Raw genomic sequence first — 22429 nt, forward strand, 5'->3', positions numbered from 1 at the left:
CATGGCGCGGGGCGGCTAACCCGGCGTCCTGCCGGGTTACCCACGGCTTCAAGCCTGCGTTCGGCCAGCGTGGTTAACGGGGCGCCCAGGATCAAAAGCCAGAGCCAGAGCCAGAGCCAGAGCCAGAGCCAGAGCCAGAGCCAGATCAAAAGATGGCTGACTTCGTCAGCGTCTTGGGAAGTAGAAGCCACACCGCGCATGCCCTAGCGATCAGGTCGGCTTTCAGGCCGCCTCGCTTTGTTTTTGATCCTGGGCGCCCCGTTAACCACGCTGGCCGGAATCCGATATTGATTTGGGGGGTAAACCGGCAGGACGCCGGTTTAGCCGCACTGGGCCAGGGAGGGCCCATTGCGGCGGCCCCCCAAATCAATGTCGGAGTACGGGCATGCCGAGCCTAAGCGAGGCACCGAGTGGTGGGGTAAAAGCGTTTTGCTTACTTTTGCGCTGTTCAAAAGTGAGCCGCCGTCAGGCGGAACCATAGGAGGCCGTTACCGAAGAAATGGATATGTACTTTGCTGCGTGTCAGCTGTTGGAGCGCAACGCCGAGCCCAGTTCGACCTTGCTCTTGACCCCCAACTGCACGTAGCAATTGCGCAGGTAGGTGCGCACGGTGGCGGGGCTCAGGGCGAGGATCCTGGCGATTTCCTTGTACGAGTGACCCGCGGCAAACAGCATGGCCGCCGTGCGTTCGCGGGGGGCCAGGACCACCCCGCGCGGTGGCGCTTCGAGGGACAGGATCACATGCTCGGCATTCGGGCTCAGGGTCAGGGCGCAGCGGCCCAGGCGCATCACGCAGGGGACCTTGGCCAGTTGGGCGATGACCTGGGGCGGCAGGATCGAGCCGTTCCACCCCGGCACTTCGCGGCCAATCGCAGCGCATAACTGCGCGCCCACATACAGCAGGCTGCCGTCCATGCGCGCTACGCCAAAATCGCTGGCGCCATTGCCGGTGTCGAGGCGGATCATGTCCTGCACCTGGAATCGCCACAGCTGCAACAAGTGATCACAGAAGGCCTGGAACAACCCGGCCTCGCACTCATTGAAAGTCGCGTCGTCGACGCCCCGGTACAGGCAGACAAAAAAGTACAGGCCGCTTTCAGGCAATTCGAAAGTGATGCTCATCAGGTGATAGAGATCATGCCGGCGGGCGAAGTCGTTCACTTCCTCGCTGGGGTCGGTGAACTCGCTGTCGCGCATCACCTGCCCCAGGCGGGTAAAGGTGTCATTGGCGAAGCAGTCCAGTTCCGCCACCTGGCTCCACTCCTCGACAAAGGACTCCGGCAGGTCGATACGCCCGTGCATCCAGCTTTGCGGCGGCGCGCTGGCGTGGGAGGCCGACATCTCACCCCACCAACCCGAGGCAAACGGCACCAATTGGCGAAAGGCCTGCAAGCCTTCGGCAATGAAGTGCGAACCGCCCCGCTCCCGCGCAACCCGCGCCAGCTGGAGCAGGCAACCATTAAATGCCTCGAGCGTGGCCATCGACATCTGTGCAGCGCACAACTCACCCGCAACCATCACGACAACCCCGACTACTGAACAAGCCTGACGTACCTGAGCGCTGGACCATGCCACAGGCGACGCAACAGCGTCCAGCCGGCAAACCGGGTCATTGGCGCACTGAGTAAAAAGGCGTTGTGTTCCCTCGATAACGAATGTTATGTTCATAACACGGTCACAATAAATGACACATATATAACAATCCCGTACCTGGCGCGCCCCTATGTCCATGGAAAAGAACAGTTTTCTGCAGTTGCTGGAACACAAGTTCTCCAGCCTGACCCCGACCGGCAAGCGCATCGCCAGTTACCTGCTCGGCAACCCCGAGCAATTGCCCTTCGAGTCGGCCGACAGCATCGCCCAGCAGACCTCCACCACCGGGATTTCCGTGGGGCGGTTCTTGCGCTCCCTGGGCTACCAGAATATCGATGAGGTCAAACAGAGCCTGCGCGGCGAGGCGCCCACTTCCTGGCTGATCACCGACCGGATTGCCGCCTTCCGTGCCGAAACCAACGCCGACGACGCCCTGGAGCGCTCCCAACATCGCGAGATCGAAGCGATCCAGATGGTCTACGCCCTGGCGCGCAGCGAGACCTTTGCCCAGATCGTGCAGCGCATCTACGAAGCCGATGCGGTGTTCATTCTCGGAATCCAGTCCACACGCGGGATCCTCACGGCCTTCCACAGTCACCTGGAATACATTCGCCCCAAGGTCTACTACGTCGATGGCCTGTCGGGCATCTATGCCGAAACCCTGAACTCCGGCTTCGCCAACCCGTACGCCATCATTGCCGACTTTCGCGCGTACTCCAGCGTGACCCAGACCTTCTGCGACGCGGCGATCGACAACGACCTGCCGCTGGCGCTGATCACCGACCTGCAATGCCCCTGGGCCCGTGACTATCCCCTTGACCTGTTGCAGCTGAAAACCGATGTCGGGCAGTTCTGGGACTCCCCGGCGCCCCTGGCGTGCCTGTTGAACCTGGTGGTTTCGGCCGTCGCGGAGAAATACGGCGAGCGCCTCGATGAACGCCTGGCCAGGAACCGTCAATTGCAAAAAGCCTTCGGCCAGTTCGAAGGCTGATCCCCCCGCCCCACTGAATCCCAACTGGAGTGTTTGCGTGAGCCACAGCCCCCTTGTAGAAATTGACGCCCAGCGTTATCAGGTGCAAATCGATCTGATCTACGCCAGTGCCGACAACCTGGCTGGAAAAGTGATCTACCCGACGGCGCGCTGCCTGTTGCACGCCGCAGCCGCCGAGTGCCTGGACAAGGCCAGCCAACTGGCGCGCCTGGCCGGCTACACCCTGCGCATCTATGACGCCTACCGCCCGCCGTATGCCCAGTACCTGTTATGGGAAGCCTTGCCCAACAACGACTACGTGCGTGATCCGCACCTGGGCTCGCACCACAGCCGCGGCGTGGCCGTCGACCTGACCCTGGTGGACAGCGATGGCACGCCGCTGGACATGGGCACGGCCTTCGACGCGATGGAAGAAAAGTCCCATCAGTTTTATCCCGACCTGCCAGCGAGCGTGCAGCGCAATCGCCTGCTGCTGCTGGGGATCATGCTCGGCGCCGGCTTCCAGGCCATCGCCACCGAGTGGTGGCATTTCGAACTGCCGAATGCCGACGACTACCCCCTGCTGGAGGAATGAACCGCCCCCGGCCAAGACGTACCGAAGAAACCGCAGAGTTTCTGCCGCGACCTACAACAACAAAACGCTCCACCCTGCTTCACCTGCTACTGCCCGGTTATAGATTTTATAAAAACAAACCTGACGTACTTCCATACATCGAATGATCAAGGAAACCGGCATGACCCTAATCACCACCGTGACCCGCAAACCTTTCCCCGGCGTCGGCAAACTGCTGCTGAGCGTCCTGTGCAGCGCGCTGAGCCTCGGCGCCTGGCAAGCCGCCAGCGCTGCCGTCGCCCAGGACACACTGGTCATCGGCAAACCCGCCGACCCGCAGACCCTCGACCCGGCCGTGACCTTCGACAACAATGACTGGACCATCACCTACCCGTCCTACCAGCGCCTGGTGGGCTACAAGATCGAGGGTGACAAGAGCAGCACCGAAGTCCAGGGCGACCTGGCTGAAAGCTGGACCGTTTCCCCGGACAACCTGGTCTGGGAATTCAAGATCAAGCCCGGCAACAAGTTCGATGACGGCGCCAGTGTGGACGCCGCCGCCGTGAAGTTTTCCTTCGACCGCCTGATGACCCTCAAGCAAGGGCCGTCCGGTGCGTTCCCGGAAGACATGGTGGTCGCCGTGATCGACCCACAGACTATTCGTTTCACGCTCAAGACGCCGTTCGCCCCGTTCCTGTTCACCCTGGCCCACAACGGCGCTTCGATCGTCAACCCGGCCGTGGCCAGCAAAGGCGCGGAAACCAACGCCTGGCTGTCCAGCCACACCGCAGGTTCCGGCCCGTACCGCCTGAGCAACTGGCAGAAAGGCCAGTCGCTGACCATGGAGCCCAACCCGCACTTTGCCGGGCCCAAACCTGCGCTGAAAACCGTGGTGCTGAAGATCATCGCCGAGCCGTCGGTGCGCCGCCTGCAACTGGAACGCGGTGACCTGGACATCATCGAGGACATGCCCGAAGACCAGTTGGGCGCTCTCGCCAGCAAGCCGGGCGTGGTGGTCAAGGAGTTCCCGTCGCTGCGGGTCACCTACCTGTACCTGAACAACAAGAAAGGCCCGCTGACCAGCGTCGACGCTCGCCGGGCGATTACCGAAGCAGTGGACTACAACGGCATCGTCAAGGGCATTCTCAAGGACAAGGCCAAGCTGCTGAACGGGCCGATCCCGGATGGCATGTGGGCCTACGACAGCTCCCTGCCCGAGATGAAGCAAGACATGGCAGCCGCCAAGGAGAGCCTGGCCAAGGCACCGCAGAAGATCACCAACCTGAGCTACATGTACTCGGACAAGGACGCCAACTGGGAGCCGATCGGCCTGACCCTGCAAGCGGCCCTGGCGCCGTTGGGCATCAACCTCAAGCTGGAAAAAACCGCCAACGCCACCCTGCGTGAACGCGTTGGCCAGGCCGACTACGACATCGCCGTGGGCACCTGGAGCCCGGACTTCGCCGACCCCTACATGTTCATGAACTTCTGGTTCGACTCCAAGATGCAGGGCCTGCAAGGCAACCGTTCGTTCTACAGCAACCCCCAGGTCGACACCCTGATCCGCGAGGCCGCCACCACCAGCGACACGGCCAAGCGCGTCGAGCTGTACCAGAACGCGCAAAAAATGGTGCTCAAGGACAGCGTCTACGCCTACCTCTATCAGAAGAGCTACACCCTGCCGATGCGTGATTCGGTCAAGGGCTACGTGTTCAACCCGATGCTGGAACAGGTGTTCAACCTTGGCAGCATGAGCAAGTAAACCCGCTCCCTCGCGCCAGCCAGCAATGGCTGGCGCGGCTGTTGAATTTTGTCGTTGCTGTGACTGAGGTGCCAAATGGCCTTCCTGACTCTGTTGCGCAAGCGCCTGTTCGGCCTGGTGTTGGTCGTGTTCGGCGTTTCGCTGATTACCTTTGCAATTTCCCACTTGATCCCCGGGGATCCCGCCCGGTTGATCGCCGGCGACCGGGCCAGCGATGCGCTGGTGGCGGGCATTCGTCACCAGTTGGGGCTGGACCTGCCGCTGTACCAACAATACGGCCGCTACCTGATGGACCTGTTGCACGGCGACCTCGGGACATCGATCCGCACCAACCGTCCAGTGCTGGAAGACTTGCAGGCATTCTTCCCTGCCACGCTAGAGCTGGCCCTGGTGGCGCTGTTCCTGGCGATCCTGGTGGGCGTGCCCCTGGGCGTGCTGTCGGCGGTCTATCACAACCGGGCGATCGACCAGATCGCGCGGACCCTGGCGGTCACTGGCATTTCCACACCGGCCTTCTGGCTGGGCCTGGGGGCCATAGTGCTGTTCTACGGCCACCTGGGCTGGTTGCCCGGCGGCGGCCGCTTGTCCGAAGGCGTGGCACCGCCGCCGACCTTCACCGGGTTCTACCTGATCGACGCCCTGCTGGCCGGTGACGGCGGGCTGTTTCTCGACGCCCTGGAACACCTGATCCTGCCGGCCGCGACCCTGGGCTTCGTGACCCTGGGCGTGGTCGCCCGGCAGATCCGCTCGGCGATGCTCGACCAACTCGGCGAAGACTACATTCGCACAGCCCGGGCTTATGGCCTGTCACGCTGGACAGTGATCCTGCGCCATGCGCTGCCCAATGCGCTGATCCCTTCGGTGACGGTGCTGGGGCTGACCCTGGGCGACTTGCTGTATGGCGCGGTGCTGACCGAAACCGTGTTCGCCTGGCCCGGCATGGGGGCCTATGTGGTCAAGTCGATCCAGTCCCTGGACTTCCCGGCAGTGATGGGCTTCGCGATCCTGGTGTCGTTTATCTATGTACTGCTGAACATGGCCATCGATCTTCTGTACCGCGTGATCGATCCACGCATTGGCGAGGTGAATTGAAATGTCCCTGACCCTGACGGCCGCGCGTGGTCCGCGCTGGCGCGAAAAACTCGCCTACCTGGCCTACCAGATCCGCCGCAGCCCGCTGACCATGGCCGGCCTGGCAATCACCCTGATTGTCCTGCTATGCATGATCTTTGCGCCCTGGCTGGCCAGCCATGATCCCAACGCCCTGAACCTCGCCGAGCGCCTGGCACCGCCGTCGGCAGAGCACTGGTTCGGTACCGACGAAGTCGGCCGCGACCTGTTCAGCCGAGTCCTGTACGGCAGCCAGCAATCGGTGGGCGTCGGCCTGTTCGTGGCCTTTGCCTCGTGCTTGATTGGCGGCTTGCTGGGCTGTTTTTCCGGAGTGATCGGCGGGCGCTTCGATGCCCTGACCATGCGCCTGATGGACATCATGCTGTCGGTGCCGTCGCTGGTGCTGATCATGGCCCTGGCCGCCGCGCTGGGCGCCAGCCTGTTCAATGCCATGTTGGCAATTACCCTGGTACGGATTCCGTCCTATGTGCGCCTGGCCCGCGGCCAGGCCCTGAGCATCCGCCAGATGGGCTACGTCAAGGCTGCCGAAACCTTCGGCGCAGGGCGTTGGCACATGGTGCACTGGCACGTCGCACGCAATGCCATGCCCCCTTTGCTGGTGCAGTTGAGCCTGGATATCGGCAGCGCGATCCTCATGGCATCGGCCCTGGGCTTCATCGGCCTGGGCGCACAACAACCCACCGCCGAATGGGGCGCCATGGTCGCCACCGGGCGCAACTACATCCTGGACAACTGGTGGTACTCGACCTTCCCGGGGCTGGCGATCCTGATCACCGCCACCGGTTTCAATTTGCTGGGCGATGGCGTGCGCGATCTGCTCGACCCACGGCAACAGGGGAAATGACCATGCACACTGCTACGCCTGTATTGGCCATCGAAAACCTGAGCCTGGAATTCCCGGCCTACAAGAACAACGTCAAGGCGTTGAACGGCGTCTCGCTGCACGTCAATCCGGGGGAAATAGTCGGCGTGGTCGGCGAGTCCGGCTCGGGCAAGTCGGTGACCGCAATGCTCAGCATGCGCCTGCTGCCCGAGCGCAGTTATCGCGTGACCGGTGGCAGCCTGCACATGCTCAACCGCGACATGCTCGCTGCCCCGGAAAAGGACTTGCTGCAGATTCGCGGTCGCGATGCGGCGATGATTTTCCAGGAGCCGATGACCGCGCTCAACCCGACCCGGCGCATCGGCCGGCAGATGCTCGACGTGATCATCCACCACCAGAAGATCAGTGCCGCCGAGGCGCGCACCAAGGCCATTGCCTTGCTGCGCGACATGCACATCGCCAGCCCTGAACAAGTGCTGGAAAGCTATCCCTTCGAGCTGTCCGGCGGCATGCGCCAACGGGTGATGATCGCCCTGGCGTTTTCCTGTGAACCACAACTGCTGATCGCCGACGAGCCGACCACTGCCCTCGACGTCACGGTGCAACGCCAGGTGCTGTTGCTGCTGCGCGAGAAGGCCCGGCAAAAAGGCACGGCGATCTTGCTGATCACCCACGACATGGCGCTGGTCTCGCAGTTCTGCGACCGGGTCTACGTGATGTACACCGGCGCCGTGGTCGAGCAAGGCAGCACCGCCGAAGTCATGGGCAACCCCCAACACCCTTACACCCAGGGGTTGCTCAGCGGCCTGCCGGAAATGGTCGAGCCGGGTCAGCCGCTGATGACCATTCCCGGGCAAGTGCCCAACCTGGCCTCCCTGCCCGTGGGCTGCACTTTCGAAGAACGCTGCCCGCACAGCATGCCAGTGTGTGGCAAGCGTCCGGTCCTGACCCCCATCCAGGGTAATGAGCAACGCCAAAGCGCGTGCTGGTTGCCGCTCAAGGAGTTTGCGTGATGAACAGTGCGCTGATTCACCCCGTTAGCGAATCCGCTGCCGAGATCCTGCGGCTCACGGACGTGCGTGTGCGCTTCCCGGTGAGCAACGACTGGCTGGGGCGACCACGGGGTTACGCCCACGCCCTCAACGGCATTGACCTGCAGGTGCGGGCCGGGGAAACCCTGGGTATCGTCGGCGAGTCCGGCTGCGGCAAAAGCACTTTGGCCCAGTTGCTGATGGGCCTGCTCGCGCCCAGCAGCGGTGAGCTGAACTGGGCCGCTGGCAGCAAGGGACCGGGCAGCAGCAACGTGCAGATCGTGTTCCAGGATCCGCAATCGTCCCTTGATCCGCGCCTGCCGATCTGGAGGATCATCACCGAACCGCTGTACGCCCGCGGCCACCGCAACCGCAGCGAAATGCGCGAGATCGCGGCCAAGGTTGCGGCGCAGGTGGGGATCCGCCCGGAGTACCTGGACCGGTTTGCCCACCAGTTTTCCGGTGGCCAGCGGCAACGGATCGCCATCGCCAGGGCCCTGTCCTCGGACCCGGACATCATCGTCCTCGACGAGCCGACCTCGGCCCTGGATATCTCGGTGCAGGCGCAGATCCTCAACCTGCTGGCCGAATTGCAACGGGCCCGCAACCTGACGTACATATTAATTTCGCACAACGTCTCGGTGGTGCGACACATGGCCGACCGTGTGGCGGTGATGTACCTGGGACAGATTGTCGAACTGGGCAGCGCCGCCCAGGTCCTCGAAGAACCGCGCCATCCCTACACCCGCCTGCTGTTCGAAGCAGTACCGCGCCTGGGGGTTGCCCTGCATGCCGAACAGGTCGCCGCGCCAACCGAGCTCCCCGGTAACCGGCAACTGCCCACAGGCTGTTTTTTCCGTGAGCGCTGCAGCTTCAGCACCCACGGTTGTGAACAACCACAGGTGATGCGTGGGGATGAGCAGCAGCGAGTCAGGTGTCACGTCCAGCTGTGATCGGGCTGGGCCAGCCGGGGAGCCACTCCCCGGCTGCTACGGCTGGGTTGCGGGTCAGCTAAGGCTCATCGTCCTTCTTGCCCGACAACGGCGAGCGGTACTCGTGGCGCTCCTCGGCGTCGGGCGCCTCCATGTTGCTGCCCGGCATGAACACGTTAGTCAGCAGTTCCCGGGCATCGACTTCCATGACCCCGGGCACGCCCCGGGCCAGTTCAATGGCCTGTTCACACTGGCGATGGGTCAGCACCCTGCCGCTCAAGGCCACTGTGCCGGCATGAGTCTTGACGTGGACATTCAGGCTCAACGTCTTATCGGCGAAGGCCAGGGCGGATTTCACCCGGGTGGTGGTCCACGTGTCGTGAACGGCCATGCCCAGGTCGTGGGACAAATGCTGCAAGGAATGATTTTTCATGGCAGAACCCTCTGTTGTGAGCCGTCGTATGGCCAGCGGGTTCGCCGGGCAATACGCGCCACAACACAGGTTAATTATAGTGCCTGGCGCGCGGTGCCGATTGGCCACGCAAGAAGGCCGCCAGGAAGGCGGCCCATGGGATCTGCCGGGGTGGATATTACTGCGCCATGGCGTCTTTTTTCATGGCGTCCTTGGACATCGAGCCCTTGCTCATGCCGTCTTTGCTCATCGCATCCTTGGACATCGAGTCCTTGCTCATGGCGTCTTTGCTCATCGCATCCTTGGACATCGAGTCCTTGCTCATGGCGTCTTTGCTCATCGCATCTTTGGACATCGAGTCCTTGCTCATGGCGTCTTTGCTCATCGCATCTTTGGACATGGTGTCAGCGGCATACACGCTGGCGGCGCCTAGTGCCAGGCACATGGACAGGACTGCAGTGGTGATCTTGTTCATGGTGTAACTCCTTGAAGCTCAGGTTGCGAATCGACGCAGCGAGTGCCGCGCCGTAGAAATTCTCGGCGCCCATCAGCTACCACCGAACCAGTTGTAGCCCTGGTCTTCCCAGTAGCCACCGCTGTAGGTATTGCTGACGAATATCGCCTGGATGTGTTTGGGGTTCTTGTAGCCCAGCTTGGTCGGCATGCGCAGCTTCATCGGAAAGCCATAGCGGCGCGGCAGTACTTCGCCGTCATAGGTCAGGGCCAGCAAGGTTTGCGTATGCAGGGCGGTGGCCATGTCGATACTGGTGTAGTAGTCGTCGGCGCATTTGAAGCCGACATACTTGGCGTCGGTGTCGGCACCGATCCGCTTGAGGAAATCGCTGAAGCGCACCCCGCCCCAACGGCCAATTGCACTCCAGCCTTCCACGCAGATATGCCGGGTGATCTGCTCGGTCTGCGCCATGGCGCGTAATTCATCGAGGCGCCAACTGCGCCGGTCCGCCACCAGGCCGGTGACTTCCAGGCGATACTCGGCTTCTTCGACCACCGGCACCTGGTCGATGCCGTAGAAGGCATTGAAGGGGAACGGCCGGGTAATCATCGATTGCGGATAAGTCGGCGCCAGTGCGTTGGGGTCGAACAGCCAGCCCTGCACCCGATCATTGAACCGCGACATCGCTGACAGCGCGGTTTCGACACTGTCGTTGTCGGTCAGGCTGCAACCGGACAACATCGCCACACCCCCCAGGGTCAGGCCCCTGAGCAGGAACGAGCGACGCGAGCGGTCCTCGACTTGCAGCTGTGGCGCGAGGATTTTCCTGGCATCGGTCAGAATGGAGGACTCATCCAGTTGTGGACCTTGCGTGTGCTTGTTCATGTGCGCTCCTTGCGGCCGACGATCATCGCCCAGAGTGTTTTAGGCACCACGGCGACCATCAGCAGATGGACCGCAACGAACCCCACCATCAGCGCCATCGCCACGAAATGCACATGCCGGGCAGCTTCATAGCCCCCCAGCAGCTCGCGCAACGTGGCAAATTGCACCGACTTCCAGAGCACCAGGCCGGAGACCACCAGCACCGCGATGTCGAGCATCACGAACAGGTAGGCCAGCCGTTGCACCTGGTTGTAGCGGCTCAGGTCGGCATGCCCCAGGCGACCCCTCAACGCGGCCCACAGGTCTTGCGCCACGCCCTTGGCCGACAAGGGGAAAAACTGCCGTGACAGGCGACCACTGGCAAGGTTGATCAGCAGGTAGGCAATGCCGTTGAACAACAGCAGCCACATCGCCGCAAAATGCCACTGCAAGGCGCCGCCCAGCCAGCCACCGAGGGTGATCACCAGGGGGAAACTGAAGTCGTACAGAGGGGAGGCGTTATAGATGCGCCAGCCGCTGGTCACCATGATCAGCACGGCCAGGGCATTGAGCCAATGGGTCAGCCGCAGCCAGCGCGGATGGCTGGCATACGGATGCTCGACAGGAGCGCGGATAGGGGTGGGCAGCACTGACATGATCAGTTCCTGACGTTGGATTTGTCAGGGAGTATGCCGACCAATAGATCGCTAAATCCTCACGGAAAGTTCAACTTAATGTGATAACTGCAAAGCGGGTTCCCGAGGTTTCGCCTACTGGACGAAGACCCCGGGATGGGCCGCAGCCTCAGGTGTGATGAATATCCCGGTCCTTGGTTTCCGGCATGAAGAAGATGCCCAGGACGGCCGTCATCACCGCGATGACGATGGGGTACCAGAGCCCGTAGTAGATATCCCCCGTGGCCGCCACCATAGCGAACGCGACCGTCGGCAGGAATCCTCCGAACCAGCCATTGCCGATGTGGTACGGCAGCGACATCGAGGTGTAGCGGATGCGCGCCGGGAACAACTCCACCAGCCAGGCGGCGATGGGCCCGTAGACCATGGTCACATAGATCACCAGGATGGTCAGGAGCAGCAGCACCATTGGGTAGTTGGTCTTCGCCGGGTCGGCCTTCTCGGGATATCCGGCGTCCTTGAGGCCGCTGCCGAGGGAGGCGACGAACGCATCGTTGCGCGTCTTGAAGTCGGCGGCCGGCATGCCGGTGCCCTCGAAACTGGGGATCACCTGGTCGCCGATACGCACCTGGGCCACGGCGCCAGGCTCGGCCTTCTCGTTCTTGTAGGGGATCGCCCGCTTCGCCAGCACGGTCTTGGCCAGGTCGCAGGAGCTGGTGAATTTGGCCTTGCCCACCGGGTCGAACTGGAACGAACACTGCGCGGGATCGGCGACCACCGTGACCGGGTTTTTCTCCTGGGCGATGAATACGTCGGGGTTACCGTACTGGGTCAGCGCATGGAAGATCGGGAAGTAGGTCAGCGCCGCCAGGATGCAGCCGGCCATGATGATGCCCTTGCGGCCGATGCGATCGGAGAGGCTGCCGAAGATCACAAAAAACGGCGTGCCGATCAGCAGGGAACCGGCAATCAGCAGGTTGGCGGTCTGCGGGTCGATCTTCAGCGTCTGCAACAGGAAGAACAACGCATAGAACTGCCCGGTGTACCAGACCACAGCCTGGCCAGCGGTGCCGCCGAGCAACGCCATGATCACAATCTTGAGGTTATCCCAGCGGGCAAAAGACTCGGTCAGCGGCGCCTTGGAAGCTTTGCCTTCAGCTTTCATCTTGAGGAACACCGGCGACTCGCTGAGCTGCAGGCGGATATACACCGAGATGACCAGCAGCAGGATCGACAGCAGGAACGGAATCCGCCAGCCCCAGGCCTCGAATGCCTCGGTGCCCAGGATGGTGCGACAAGCGAGGATCACCAGCAGCGAGAGGAACAGCCCGAGGGTCGCGGTGGTCTGGATCCAGGAAGTGAAAAAACCGCGCTTGCCCTTGGGTGCATGCTCGGCGACGTAGGTCGCCGCCCCCCCGTATTCACCGCCCAGGGCCAGGCCTTGCAAGAGCCGCAGGGTAATCAGGATGATCGGCGCCGCCACGCCGATGGTTGCGTAGCCCGGCAGGAATCCCACCACGGCGGTGGAGACCCCCATGATCACGATGGTGATGAGAAAGGTGTGCTTGCGTCCGATCATGTCGCCCAGGCGACCAAACACAATGGCGCCGAAAGGCCGGACCGCGAAGCCCGCGGCGAAGGCCAGTAGCGCGAAGATGAACGAGGTGGTCTCGTTGACCCCGGCAAAGAAATGCTTGGCGATGATCGCGGCGAGGGAACCGTACAGATAGAAGTCGTACCACTCGAATACCGTCCCCAGGGACGAGGCGAAAATGACCTTGCGCTCCTCCTTGGTGATTCCGTGATGAGGCGCGCTGCCCGTGGAGGTGCTGTCGATTGCCGGCATGGGTGTTCTCCGTCCAGTAGTTGTCATAGGCCGGAGTGCCTCTCTGTCCATGCCGCTTGGCGGGGATCCAGGCTGATGGCCTCCCTGAAGCATAATCGGCTTGCGCCAGATATCCACTCGCCTGCATTCACAAGCCTCCTGAGTGCCTATCACCCTGCTCTATCGTCGATGACTTTCAATTGGCCCTGGCGCAGGGTGAAGTTTCACCCGGAGGGATTCGACATGCTCAACACACTCAAACAGATCAACTCAAGTTCGGCTTTCAACCGCTGGGCCGGCCTGCAAGTCACCCGTGCCGACAGCGGCGAGGTGGAACTAAGCATGGCCTTTCGCGAGGCCGACATGGCGCAATATGCCGGCTTCCTGCACGCCGGGATGATCGCCGCCCTGCTCGATACCGTCTGCGGTTTTGCCGCCGGGACGGTGGCCGGCAACGTGCTGGCCTCGCACTTCTCGGTGAACTGTCTGGCACCGGCGGTGGGTGAGGTTTTCATCGCCAAGGGCAAGGTGATCAAGGCCGGCAAGAAGCAGGTATTCGCCCGCGCCGAACTGTTTGCCCAGAACGGCGAACAGTTGAAACTGGTCGCCACCGGGGATGCGATCCTGGTGCCGGTTGAAGCGGGCTAAGGACTGGCCGGACCGCTGCACAGTCTTTGACAGTTTCCCGACAAAGCTGTCAAAGATTGCCTGAGTTCGCGCGCCTAGCATGGCGGCATCCTAATTTCCCCTGGGTGCCCCATGTCTTCCCTGAACAACCGCAAGTGCTTGTGCCTCGTCTTCACCTCCTTCGGCCTGCTGATTGGCGCCGAGCCGTTGCCTGCCGATGACTGGCACGCCAGTGTGCACACCGGCATCGCCAACCTGCCCCGCTACAGCGGCAGCGACGAGCGGGTCAGTGCACCGCTGCTGGGTGTGCAGATCACCAGCCCTCATGGGTTCTTCCTGGACAGCGACAAGGGTTTGGGCTGGGCCTTTGACGAGGACGACTTTGGCCTGAGCCTGTATGTCGGCGCCAGTGATGCGCGCAAGGACCGCAAATCGCAGTTCCACGGCAGCGACGCGCTCAATGGCATGGGTTCGATCCAATCGCGCCCGGTGTTCGGCCTTGAGGCCACCTACCCCTTGGGCGAAGCCATCCTTGGCGCGACCTTCGAACACGCGCTGGAAAAGGACGACGAGCATGACACCGGCTCGGCCTACAACCACCTGAAGTTGAGCATCAGCGCCCCGCTGTACAAGGGTGCCTACGGCGAGTTGCTGGGCAGTCTCAACAGTCAGTTCGGTGACAGCAACTATGTGCGCACCTGGTATGGGGTCAGCACCAAACAGGCTTCGCGCAGCCAATTTCGCGCCCACGACACCCACGCTGGGCTGGTCAGTCGCGGCGCGGACCTCAGTTGGTCCCTGCCGATCGATGAGCAATGGAGCGTGTCCACGGTGCTGGCGCTGCAGTACCTCAACGGCGATGCCGCCGACAGCCCACTGGTCGAGCGACGCTGGCAGACGACTGTGGCTGGGCAGGTGGTGTACACCTTTTGAGGGGCACAGTCATTGTGGCAGCTGGCTTGCTCGCGATGAGCTGGAGAGCGCCGCGGGTATCCTGAATGCACGTGTAATCGTTGACGACCATCGCGAGCAAGCTCGCTCCTACAAGGGCTGCTGTCGCTCACAGTTTTGTGTTGTGGCAGCTGGTTTGTCAGTGAAGAATCGCAACCCGAGATACGCCAGAGATCCTGTGGGAGCGAGCCTGCTCGCGATGATCTGGAGAGCGCTGCGGGTATCCTGAATGCACGTGTAATCGTTGACGACCATCGCGAGCAAGCTCGCTCCCACAGGGTTTGCTGTCGCTCACAGTTTTGTGTTCTGAACACCGTCATTGTGGGGTTTGCTGGTTAATCCAGGTGCGCCCAGGTCATGCGAAACGACGCGCCGCCCCACGGCGAGTCCGTCACGTGCACGTGCCCGCCATGGGATTGCGACACTCGCCGCACCAGTGCCAGCCCCAGGCCGAAGCCTCCTGTGCGGCGGTCGCGGCTGGCGTCCAGGCGCGAGAACGGTTCGAAGATCTTCTCCCGCCCTTCCACCGGCACGCCGGGGCCATCGTCATTGACCCGCACTTCATAGTGATCGCCGTTACGCACCAACGACACCTCCACCCGCTGCTCGGCATACCGAATGGCGTTGCGCAGCAGGTTGATCACCGCCCGGGCCATGAAGCGCGGCTCCAGGCGCACTTGCGCTAGCTGGCACTCGACGATCAGCAACTGCACCCCGGCCGCTTCGGCCTCCAGCGCTACACTGCCGACCACGCTGTCGAGCCAGTTGTTGGCCTGGATGTTTTCCCGGCTGATGACCGTCGCGCCGCGCTCCAGGCTGGCGTAGGTCAACAGCTCGGAGACCATCTCCTCCAGCTCGCCGAGGTCGGCATACATGTCGGCGATCAGCGCCTTGTTGGCACTCGGATCAGCCTGCTGCCTGAGCTGGTCCAGTTCGAACGACAGTCGCGCAATCGGCGTGCGCAGTTCATGGGACACCGCGTTGGTCAGCTCGCGCTGGTTGGCGATCAGGCCTTCGATGCGCGCCGCCATCTGGTTGAAGTGTTCGGCCAGGTCACGAATGTTCGAGCGCTTGGACAACTGGATCCGCGCCGTCAGGTCATTGTCGCCAAAGCGCTCGGCGGCCAGACGCAGTTTTTCCAGGTCACGCCAGTGCGGGCGGACCCAGAAGAACAGCACGATGCCCAGCAACACCCCGAGCATGCTGTAGGCCAGAAGCATGTAGATAGTCGTGTGGCTGGGCTCCTCCGGCAGCTTGATGCTCAGCAGTTGCTCGCCGTCGTCGATGCGCGAGATGAACTGGGTGTATGTGTCGCGGACCACCATCAGGTTATCCGCCAGCTCAGCCCGCTCGGTGTCGCTCAGCGCCAACTCGGCCGGCTCGACCAACTGCAGGCGCAGGCCGTAATGGGGTCGCAGTTTTTCCAGTTGCGCCTGGCGGCCCGGCCCATCCAGCTCACGCAGTTGCTCCACCAGAGAATAGGCAGGCCCGCGCACCGCCTCGCGGTTATAGGTTTTCAGGTCACCGTCGAGGACCGCGGTAAAGGTCCGGTCCACCACCTCGATGGCCGCCACCAGACCAATCGCCAGCACCAGGAACAGGCCAAAGAACAGACGCAGCATCTAGAGCTCCCAGGCAAACGGATTGAACAGGTAGCCCTTGCCCCACACGGTCTTGATGCACACCGGCTCGCGCGGGTTGTCCTTGAGTTTGGCCCGCAGCTTGCTGATGTACACGTCGACGCTGCGGTTGAGGCCGTCGAAGGCGATGCCACGCATGCGGTTGAGGATGTCGTCCCGGGACAGGGTCTTGCCGGCCGCGCTCGCCAGCAACCACAGCAACTCGAACTCCATGGTGGTCAGTTCGATCAGCTCGCCGGCCAGGCGCACTTCGCGGCAACTGCGATCGATCAGCAGCCCGCCGAACTCCAGCGAACCGCGCACCGTGCTTTCCGGGACCTGGCGGCGTTGCAGGGCACGCAGGCGGGCCAGTAGCACCGGTGGTTTGATCGGTTTGATCACATAGTCGTCGGCACCAGACTCCAGGCCGAGGATGTGGTCGAGGTCATCCTCCTTGGCAGTGAGGATGACGATGGGGGTATCGGACAGGCTGCGGATCTCGCGACACAGGTGCAGCCCGCTCTGGCCCGGCAGCATCAGGTCGAGTACGACCATCTTCGGCTTGAACTCGATGAACGCGGCCAGGGCCAGGTCGCCGCGATACACCTGCCGCACTTCGAAGCCGTGCTGGGACAGGAAGTAGGCGATCAGCCCGGAGAGCTTTTCGTCGTCTTCCACCAGCAATACTTTGCCAAAACCCAGGTTATCCATAACGACCGTCGACCACGCCTTGAGTGAAGGGGCCGCATTATGGCGCCAATCGGCGGCGGGACGCAGACGACAGACGGCAAAAACCGCCCTTGGCGGACGGTTTTCAGTGATCTTTCATACTCTTAAGAGTTTTTAACAATTGCCCCGGGTTCTTTGACAATTTCCCGGCGGGTGTCAGGCGGCGGCCGGTACACCACTGTGGAAGCGAAATTCGACGTCCGGCGACTCGATCAACTCCTGCTCGGCAGCGCGGACCCGCTCGATTACCTGGGCGATATCCTTGGCGTCGCCGTACTGATAGGCCAGCTTCAGGTATCCCTGGAAGTGCCGGGCTTCGCTTTTCAGCAGGCCGAAGTAGAACTTGCCCAGTTCCTCGTCCAGGTGCGGCACCAGTGCCTCGAAGCGCTCGCAACTGCGCGCTTCGATAAAGGCCCCGACCACCAGGGTGTCCACCAGTTTGACCGGCTCGTGGCTGCGCACCACCTTGCGCAGGCCCGAGGCGTAACGCCCGGCGGACAGCTGGCGCAGCGCGATCTTGCGCTTCTTCATCAGGCGCATGACCTGCTCGTGGTGCACCAGTTCTTCACGGGCCAGGCGCGACATCAGGTTGATCAGGTCAACATGGGAGTGGTACTTGGCAATCAGGCTCAACGCTGTGCTGGCGGCCTTGAACTCGCAGTTCTTGTGGTCGATCAGCAGGGTTTCCTGATCGGCCAGCGCCGCCTGAACCCAACCGTCCGGCGTCCGGCAACCAAGGAACTGATGAATCTCGGGAAGGATCATTGGCTCACTTCCGACAGTTCAACAGGACCATGGGGCAGGACGGCGAGGATTTCAGGGATCGATGACATGGGGCTCACGGGCAAAAGGTTCAAAGCGAGGCGCGATTATACCGGGCTGCCGGCAGACCACCAGTCGCTGCACTTGATATGCATCAAGGCCCTGGATCACCACCAGCATCTATAGTTGTTCAACACGCTTATTTTTTGTCATCGGAGATCCTGACCATGCAAGACATCCGCAGCATTCTGGTGGTGATTGAGCCCTCCCCCGAAGAAAGCCTGGCGCTCAAGCGCGCCAAGTTGATCGCCGGGGTCACCCAGGCGCACCTGCATTTGCTGATTTGCGATAAAAAGCATGATCACTCGGCACTGTTGAGCGTGCTCAAGGCCAGCCTGGTGGGCGAAGGTCATAGCGTTACCACCGAACAAGCCTGGAACGAAACCGTGCACGACACCATTGTCGATGTGCAGCAGGCCGAAGGCTGCGGGTTGGTGGTCAAGCAGCACTTTGCCGACAATCCGCTGAAAAAATTCCTCCTGACCCCGGACGACTGGAAACTGCTGCGCCAGTGCCCGAGCCCGGTGCTACTGGTGAAAACCGCCAAACCCTGGACCGGCGGGACTATCCTTGCGGCCATCGATGTGGGGAACAACGACCCCGAACATCGGGTATTGCACGCCACCATCGTCGATCATGGGTTCGACATCGCTCACCTGGCCAAGGCCCAACTGCATGTGATCACCGCGCATCCGTCGCCGATGCTGTCGGCCGCCGACCCGGTGTTCCAGCTCAAGGAAACCATCGAGGCGCGCTATCGCGAAGACTGCAAGGCGTTCCAGGCCGAGTTCGACATCGATGACGAGCACCTGCATGTCGAGGAAGGCCCGGCCGATGTATTGATTCCGCACATGGCCCACAAGCTGCAGGCGGCGGTAACGGTGATCGGCAGCGTGGCGCGCAGCGGATTCTCGGGGGCGTTGATCGGCAATACCGCGGAAGTGGTGCTCGACTCGCTGGAAAGCGACGTGCTGGTGCTCAAGCCGCAGGAAATCATGGATCACCTGGAGGAATTGGCGTCTAGCGAGACCTGATGAGGCGCTTTCGCTGGTAAGCCAACTCCGCCTTGGGCGCCGGCTTGCCGGCGAGGTTTTTTAACCTAGCCGCCAAATGCATCCTTGAGAAAGCCCGGGGCGATGTAGCGCTGGTAATGCGCCTCGGACAAAAGGAAAAATTCCCGATCAATGGCATCACGCAGCTCCGGCAGGTTCCACTCGCGAAACTCCGGCAGCAGCACCATCCCATAGGCCTCCAGGTTGTTGATCACCCGCGCCCCACGGGCAATCAACTGATAGGCCCAGCAATATTCCGACTGATGGGGCACAAAGCGGATTTTTCGTGATTCCAGCTGCTCGCGCAGGCGCTTGGCATCGAAAATTTCCAGCTTGCCGGCCATCACCTGCACCAGCAATTGCTCAAGACGCAGCCACACGGCGCGTTTTTCTTCCTCGTTGTAACCGTTCCAATGGATCACTTCGTGGTGGAAACGCTTGCAACCACGGCACACCAGATCCCCGTAAACAGTGGAGCAGAGGCCGATGCAGGGGGTCTTGATAGTCTGATTGGGCATAGGTAGGCAGGACGCGAGAAAGCAGGACAGGCCGGCATGTTAGCCCTTTGTCTAACATTCATCACCCCTCAAAGTTCAGGGTCGAACTTACCTTTAATTTTTTTTTGCCGTAGAATCAGCCAGCCTTTTTAGGCGCCAATGTCCGTTAGAAGCTGTTTTCAAAGCGTCACGAGCACAGTCGTTCCTTCAGAGCGGTGTTGGCGAAGGGTTTTTCAGCGGTGAAAAACCTTGCGCCAACCCTCATCAGCTCCCGTTCTGCAGGCGTAAAACTTTGAAAGCAGCTTCTGTAAGGAATTGTCGGTAATTCTGGCTAAGCGGCCCACAACGCCACGCAGCGCATGAGTACGGCAATTTCGGGATGAGCGTCCCGGACACCCATTTGGGACCACTGATGAGGGTAATAACTGTGCTTGAAGCCTACCGCAAACATATCGAAGAGCGCGCAGCACTGGGTATCGTTCCCCAGCCGCTTAACGCCGAACAAACTGCAGGCCTGGTCGAGCTGCTGAAGAACCCCCCGGCTGGCGAAGAAGCCGTTCTGCTGGACCTGATCACCAATCGCGTTCCACCTGGCGTGGACGAAGCAGCCTATGTCAAGGCTGGTTTCCTGTCCGCCCTGGCCAAGGGCGAAGCCACTTCCCCTCTGATCGACAAAAAACGCGCTGTAGAACTGCTCGGCACCATGCAGGGCGGCTACAACATCGTGACCCTGGTTGACCTGCTCGACGACGCCGAACTGGCCCCGGTCGCTGCCGCCCAACTCAAGCACACCCTGCTGATGTTCGATGCGTTCCACGACGTCGCGGAAAAAGCCAAGAACGGCAACGCACACGCCCAAGGCGTCCTGCAATCCTGGGCTGACGGCGAGTGGTTCAAGAACCGCCCGACCCTGGCCGACAAGATCAGCCTGCGCGTATTCAAGGTCACCGGCGAAACCAACACCGACGACCTGTCCCCTGCACCTGATGCCTGGTCCCGTCCAGACATCCCGTTGCACGCCCTGGCCATGCTGAAAATGGCCCGTGAAGGCATCGAGCCTGACCAGCAAGGCGTCACCGGCCCGATGAAGCAGATCGAAGAAATGCGCAACGCCGGCTTCCCGATCGCCTACGTCGGCGACGTGGTCGGTACCGGTTCTTCGCGTAAATCGGCTACCAACTCGGTGCTGTGGTTCTTCGGCGACGACGTTCCCTACGTGCCGAACAAGCGCGCTGGCGGTTTCTGCTTCGGCAGCAAGATCGCTCCGATCTTCTACAACACCATGGAAGATGCTGGCGCACTGCCAATCGAATTCGACGTCACCAACATGCACATGGGCGACGTGATCGACCTGTACCCGCATGCTGGCAAAGTCTGCAAGCACGGCACCGACGAAGTCCTGACCACCTTCGAAATGAAGACGCCAGTACTGTTGGACGAAGTTCGCGCTGGCGGCCGTATTCCGCTGATCATCGGCCGCGGCCTGACCGAAAAAGCACGTGCCGAACTGGGCCTGCCACCTTCGGACCTGTTCAAGAAGCCTGAAGCACCTGCCGAAAGCACCAAGGGTTTCACCCTGGCGCAGAAAATGGTCGGCAAGGCATGCGGCGTAGCAGGCGTTCGTCCTGGTACCTACTGCGAGCCGAAGATGACCACCGTCGGCTCCCAGGACACCACCGGTCCAATGACCCGTGACGAACTGAAAGACCTGGCGTGCCTGGGCTTCTCGACCGATCTGGTGATGCAGTCCTTCTGCCACACCGCGGCCTATCCAAAGCCGATCGACGTGACCACCCACCACACCCTGCCTGACTTCATCATGACCCGTGGCGGCGTATCCCTGCGTCCGGGCGACGGCATCATCCACTCGTGGCTGAACCGCATGCTGCTGCCGGACACCGTCGGCACCGGTGGTGACTCCCACACCCGTTTCCCGATGGGCATTTCGTTCCCGGCCGGTTCCGGCCTGGTAGCGTTCGCCGCAGCCACTGGCGTGATGCCACTGGACATGCCGGAATCGATCCTGGTGCGCTTCAAAGGCGAAATGCAACCGGGCGTCACCCTGCGTGACCTGGTTCACGCCATTCCTTACTACGCGATCCAGGCTGGCCTGCTGACCGTAGAGAAGAAAGGCAAGAAGAACGCCTTCTCCGGCCGCATCCTGGAAATCGAAGGCCTGGACAACCTGAGCATCGAACAGGCTTTCGAGCTGTCCGACGCCTCGGCCGAACGTTCGGCTGCCGGTTGCACCATCAAGCTGTCGAAAGAGTCGATCACCGAGTACCTGAGCTCCAACGTCACCCTGCTGCGCTGGATGATCGGCGAAGGCTACGGCGACGCGCGCACCCTGGAACGTCGCGCCCAAGCGATGGAAGCCTGGATTGCCAACCCTGAGCTGATGGTTGCCGATGCTGACGCCGAATACGCGGAAATCATCGAAATCGACCTGAACGAGATCAAGGAGCCAGTTCTCTGCGCGCCGAACGATCCGGACGACGCCCGTCTGCTGTCCAGCGTTGCTGGCGAGAAGATCGACGAAGTGTTCATCGGTTCGTGCATGACCAACATCGGTCACTTCCGCGCTGCCGGTAAGCTGCTGGAGCAGGTCAAGGGTCAGCTGCCAACCCGTCTGTGGCTGTCGCCGCCGACCAAGATGGACGCTCACCAGCTGACCGAAGAAGGCTACTACGGCATCTACGGCAAAGCTGGCGCGCGCATGGAAATGCCGGGCTGCTCGCTGTGCATGGGTAACCAGGCACGTGTAGAGCCGAACTCGACCGTGGTGTCGACTTCGACCCGTAACTTCCCGAACCGTCTGGGTGATGGTGCGAACGTCTACCTGGCTTCGGCCGAGCTGGCGTCCGTGGCTTCGATCCTGGGTCGCTTGCCGACCGTCGAGGAGTACATGGAATACGCTGGCAAGATCGACAGCATGGCGGCCGATGTCTACCGCTACCTGTCTTTCGACCAGATCGCCGAGTTCCGTGAAGCCGCTGCGAACGCCAACATTCCGGTTGTTCAAGCCTAAGGCTTAGTTGCTGTAGAAGACGCCGCGTGTCGTGAGATACGCGGCGTTTTTTTGTGCTCGGGGAATGTGGTGGCTCTTGTGTTGGGGGGGGGCATATC

The 22429-nt window shown here is 61.7% G+C and carries 22 protein-coding genes; 11 read left to right on the top strand and 11 right to left on the bottom strand.

Annotated elements, in window-relative coordinates:
• Positions 1 to 191, bottom strand: a 191-nt coding sequence (locus CKW24_RS28295) for a hypothetical protein (RefSeq protein ID WP_218274108.1), incomplete at its 3' end; no start/stop codon positions are given.
• A gap of 331 nt (positions 192 to 522) precedes the next feature.
• A complete protein-coding gene (locus CKW24_RS25520; protein ID WP_256585542.1) occupies positions 523 to 1518 on the bottom strand; it encodes a helix-turn-helix transcriptional regulator in 996 nt (331 codons plus the stop codon).
• Positions 1519 to 1723: 205 nt separating this feature from the next.
• On the opposite strand from CKW24_RS25520, the gene CKW24_RS25525 reads away from it, so the two are divergent.
• The 7 genes from CKW24_RS25525 to CKW24_RS25555 all read left to right on the top strand — a co-directional run bounded on the left by CKW24_RS25525 (position 1724) and on the right by CKW24_RS25555 (position 8837).
• Positions 1724 to 2584, top strand: a complete 861-nt coding sequence (locus CKW24_RS25525; protein ID WP_095171395.1) for a MurR/RpiR family transcriptional regulator — start codon at positions 1724 to 1726, stop codon at positions 2582 to 2584.
• 37 nt (positions 2585 to 2621) lie between these two features.
• Complete coding sequence (gene ddpX / locus CKW24_RS25530; RefSeq protein WP_095171397.1) at positions 2622 to 3158, top strand: D-alanyl-D-alanine dipeptidase; 537 nt, start codon at positions 2622 to 2624, stop codon at positions 3156 to 3158.
• A 160-nt stretch (positions 3159 to 3318) separates the two neighbouring features.
• A complete protein-coding gene (locus CKW24_RS25535; RefSeq protein ID WP_095171398.1) occupies positions 3319 to 4899 on the top strand; it encodes an ABC transporter substrate-binding protein in 1581 nt (526 codons plus the stop codon).
• A gap of 75 nt (positions 4900 to 4974) precedes the next feature.
• Positions 4975 to 5991, top strand: a complete 1017-nt coding sequence (locus tag CKW24_RS25540) for an ABC transporter permease (protein ID WP_095171400.1) — start codon at positions 4975 to 4977, stop codon at positions 5989 to 5991.
• Position 5992: 1 nt separating this feature from the next.
• A complete protein-coding gene (gene ddpC / locus CKW24_RS25545) occupies positions 5993 to 6874 on the top strand; it encodes a D,D-dipeptide ABC transporter permease (RefSeq protein WP_095171402.1) in 882 nt (293 codons plus the stop codon).
• Positions 6875 to 6876: 2 nt separating this feature from the next.
• On the top strand, positions 6877 to 7866 hold the full coding sequence (locus CKW24_RS25550) for an ABC transporter ATP-binding protein (protein ID WP_095171469.1): 990 nt from the start codon (positions 6877 to 6879) through the stop codon (positions 7864 to 7866).
• Entirely contained in the window at positions 7866 to 8837 is a 972-nt protein-coding gene (locus CKW24_RS25555) for an oligopeptide/dipeptide ABC transporter ATP-binding protein (RefSeq protein WP_095171404.1), read from the top strand. The genes CKW24_RS25550 and CKW24_RS25555 overlap by 1 nt, the downstream gene beginning before the upstream one ends.
• Before the next feature lie 58 nt (positions 8838 to 8895).
• Here CKW24_RS25555 and CKW24_RS25560 read toward each other — a convergent pair whose 3' ends face one another.
• The 5 genes from CKW24_RS25560 to CKW24_RS25580 all read right to left on the bottom strand — a co-directional run bounded on the left by CKW24_RS25560 (position 8896) and on the right by CKW24_RS25580 (position 13027).
• The gene (locus CKW24_RS25560; RefSeq protein WP_095171405.1) at positions 8896 to 9249 is read right to left on the bottom strand and encodes a BON domain-containing protein; all 354 of its coding nucleotides are present in this window, start codon (positions 9247 to 9249) and stop codon (positions 8896 to 8898) included.
• A gap of 157 nt (positions 9250 to 9406) precedes the next feature.
• Positions 9407 to 9703 carry a pentapeptide MXKDX repeat protein gene (locus CKW24_RS25565; RefSeq protein ID WP_095171407.1) on the bottom strand — a complete coding sequence of 99 codons (297 nt, stop codon included), beginning with the start codon at positions 9701 to 9703 and terminating at the stop codon, positions 9407 to 9409.
• 72 nt (positions 9704 to 9775) lie between these two features.
• Entirely contained in the window at positions 9776 to 10567 is a 792-nt protein-coding gene (locus tag CKW24_RS25570; RefSeq protein ID WP_095171408.1) for a molybdopterin-dependent oxidoreductase, read from the bottom strand.
• Positions 10564 to 11202: a cytochrome b/b6 domain-containing protein gene (locus CKW24_RS25575; protein WP_095171409.1), complete on the bottom strand. Its 639-nt coding sequence runs from the start codon at positions 11200 to 11202 to the stop codon at positions 10564 to 10566. Before CKW24_RS25575 ends, CKW24_RS25570 begins: the two co-directional genes overlap by 4 nt.
• Positions 11203 to 11350: 148 nt before the next feature.
• On the bottom strand, positions 11351 to 13027 hold the full coding sequence (locus CKW24_RS25580) for an MFS transporter (protein ID WP_095171411.1): 1677 nt from the start codon (positions 13025 to 13027) through the stop codon (positions 11351 to 11353).
• Between the two features lie 222 nt (positions 13028 to 13249).
• Between CKW24_RS25580 and CKW24_RS25585 the strand changes: the two genes are divergently transcribed.
• On the top strand, positions 13250 to 13654 hold the full coding sequence (locus CKW24_RS25585) for a PaaI family thioesterase (RefSeq protein WP_095171413.1): 405 nt from the start codon (positions 13250 to 13252) through the stop codon (positions 13652 to 13654).
• A 111-nt stretch (positions 13655 to 13765) separates the two neighbouring features.
• Positions 13766 to 14566 carry a MipA/OmpV family protein gene (locus CKW24_RS25590; RefSeq protein WP_095171415.1) on the top strand — a complete coding sequence of 267 codons (801 nt, stop codon included), beginning with the start codon at positions 13766 to 13768 and terminating at the stop codon, positions 14564 to 14566.
• 353 nt (positions 14567 to 14919) lie between these two features.
• Here the strand turns inward: CKW24_RS25590 and CKW24_RS25595 are convergent, their stop codons facing one another.
• The 3 genes from CKW24_RS25595 to CKW24_RS25605 form a co-directional block, all read right to left on the bottom strand.
• Positions 14920 to 16206: an ATP-binding protein gene (locus CKW24_RS25595; protein WP_095171417.1), complete on the bottom strand. Its 1287-nt coding sequence runs from the start codon at positions 16204 to 16206 to the stop codon at positions 14920 to 14922.
• Entirely contained in the window at positions 16207 to 16914 is a 708-nt protein-coding gene (locus tag CKW24_RS25600) for a winged helix-turn-helix domain-containing protein (RefSeq protein ID WP_095171419.1), read from the bottom strand. It lies immediately after the preceding gene.
• 174 nt (positions 16915 to 17088) lie between these two features.
• Entirely contained in the window at positions 17089 to 17697 is a 609-nt protein-coding gene (locus CKW24_RS25605; RefSeq protein ID WP_095171421.1) for a tRNA-(ms[2]io[6]A)-hydroxylase, read from the bottom strand.
• A 224-nt stretch (positions 17698 to 17921) separates the two neighbouring features.
• Between CKW24_RS25605 and CKW24_RS25610 the strand changes: the two genes are divergently transcribed.
• Positions 17922 to 18788 (top strand): universal stress protein, encoded by an 867-nt coding sequence (locus CKW24_RS25610; RefSeq protein WP_095171423.1) that lies wholly within the window; start codon positions 17922 to 17924, stop codon positions 18786 to 18788.
• A gap of 65 nt (positions 18789 to 18853) precedes the next feature.
• Here CKW24_RS25610 and CKW24_RS25615 read toward each other — a convergent pair whose 3' ends face one another.
• Positions 18854 to 19324: a DUF1289 domain-containing protein gene (locus CKW24_RS25615; RefSeq protein WP_095171425.1), complete on the bottom strand. Its 471-nt coding sequence runs from the start codon at positions 19322 to 19324 to the stop codon at positions 18854 to 18856.
• Positions 19325 to 19730: 406 nt separating this feature from the next.
• Here CKW24_RS25615 and acnB point away from each other — a divergent pair, with 406 nt between their 5' ends.
• Positions 19731 to 22331 (top strand): bifunctional aconitate hydratase 2/2-methylisocitrate dehydratase, encoded by a 2601-nt coding sequence (acnB, locus tag CKW24_RS25620; RefSeq protein WP_095171427.1) that lies wholly within the window; start codon positions 19731 to 19733, stop codon positions 22329 to 22331.
• Positions 22332 to 22429 lie beyond the last annotated feature (98 nt).

Source organism: Pseudomonas sp. Irchel 3H3, assembly GCF_900187635.1.
Classification (GTDB): Bacteria; Pseudomonadota; Gammaproteobacteria; order Pseudomonadales; family Pseudomonadaceae; genus Aquipseudomonas.

Bases quoted from the DNA above. Each gene is read 5' to 3' on its own strand.
- CKW24_RS25540 (WP_095171400.1), top strand. From the start codon at position 4,975: ATGGCCTTCCTGACTCTGTTGCGCAAGCGCCTGTTCGGCCTGGTGTTG.
- CKW24_RS25615 (WP_095171425.1), bottom strand. From the start codon at position 19,324: ATGCCCAATCAGACTATCAAGACCCCCTGCATCGGCCTCTGCTCCACT.
- CKW24_RS25550 (WP_095171469.1), top strand. From the start codon at position 6,877: ATGCACACTGCTACGCCTGTATTGGCCATCGAAAACCTGAGCCTGGAA.
- CKW24_RS25600 (WP_095171419.1), bottom strand. From the start codon at position 16,914: ATGGATAACCTGGGTTTTGGCAAAGTATTGCTGGTGGAAGACGACGAA.
- CKW24_RS25610 (WP_095171423.1), top strand. From the start codon at position 17,922: ATGCAAGACATCCGCAGCATTCTGGTGGTGATTGAGCCCTCCCCCGAA.
- CKW24_RS25570 (WP_095171408.1), bottom strand. From the start codon at position 10,567: ATGAACAAGCACACGCAAGGTCCACAACTGGATGAGTCCTCCATTCTG.
- CKW24_RS25585 (WP_095171413.1), top strand. From the start codon at position 13,250: ATGCTCAACACACTCAAACAGATCAACTCAAGTTCGGCTTTCAACCGC.
- CKW24_RS25575 (WP_095171409.1), bottom strand. From the start codon at position 11,202: ATGTCAGTGCTGCCCACCCCTATCCGCGCTCCTGTCGAGCATCCGTAT.
- CKW24_RS25580 (WP_095171411.1), bottom strand. From the start codon at position 13,027: ATGCCGGCAATCGACAGCACCTCCACGGGCAGCGCGCCTCATCACGGA.
- CKW24_RS25590 (WP_095171415.1), top strand. From the start codon at position 13,766: ATGTCTTCCCTGAACAACCGCAAGTGCTTGTGCCTCGTCTTCACCTCC.
- CKW24_RS25555 (WP_095171404.1), top strand. From the start codon at position 7,866: ATGAACAGTGCGCTGATTCACCCCGTTAGCGAATCCGCTGCCGAGATC.
- CKW24_RS25525 (WP_095171395.1), top strand. From the start codon at position 1,724: ATGTCCATGGAAAAGAACAGTTTTCTGCAGTTGCTGGAACACAAGTTC.
- CKW24_RS25595 (WP_095171417.1), bottom strand. From the start codon at position 16,206: ATGCTGCGTCTGTTCTTTGGCCTGTTCCTGGTGCTGGCGATTGGTCTG.
- CKW24_RS25535 (WP_095171398.1), top strand. From the start codon at position 3,319: ATGACCCTAATCACCACCGTGACCCGCAAACCTTTCCCCGGCGTCGGC.
- ddpC (WP_095171402.1), top strand. From the start codon at position 5,993: ATGTCCCTGACCCTGACGGCCGCGCGTGGTCCGCGCTGGCGCGAAAAA.
- CKW24_RS25520 (WP_256585542.1), bottom strand. From the start codon at position 1,518: ATGGTTGCGGGTGAGTTGTGCGCTGCACAGATGTCGATGGCCACGCTC.
- CKW24_RS25565 (WP_095171407.1), bottom strand. From the start codon at position 9,703: ATGAACAAGATCACCACTGCAGTCCTGTCCATGTGCCTGGCACTAGGC.
- CKW24_RS25560 (WP_095171405.1), bottom strand. From the start codon at position 9,249: ATGAAAAATCATTCCTTGCAGCATTTGTCCCACGACCTGGGCATGGCC.
- CKW24_RS25605 (WP_095171421.1), bottom strand. From the start codon at position 17,697: ATGATCCTTCCCGAGATTCATCAGTTCCTTGGTTGCCGGACGCCGGAC.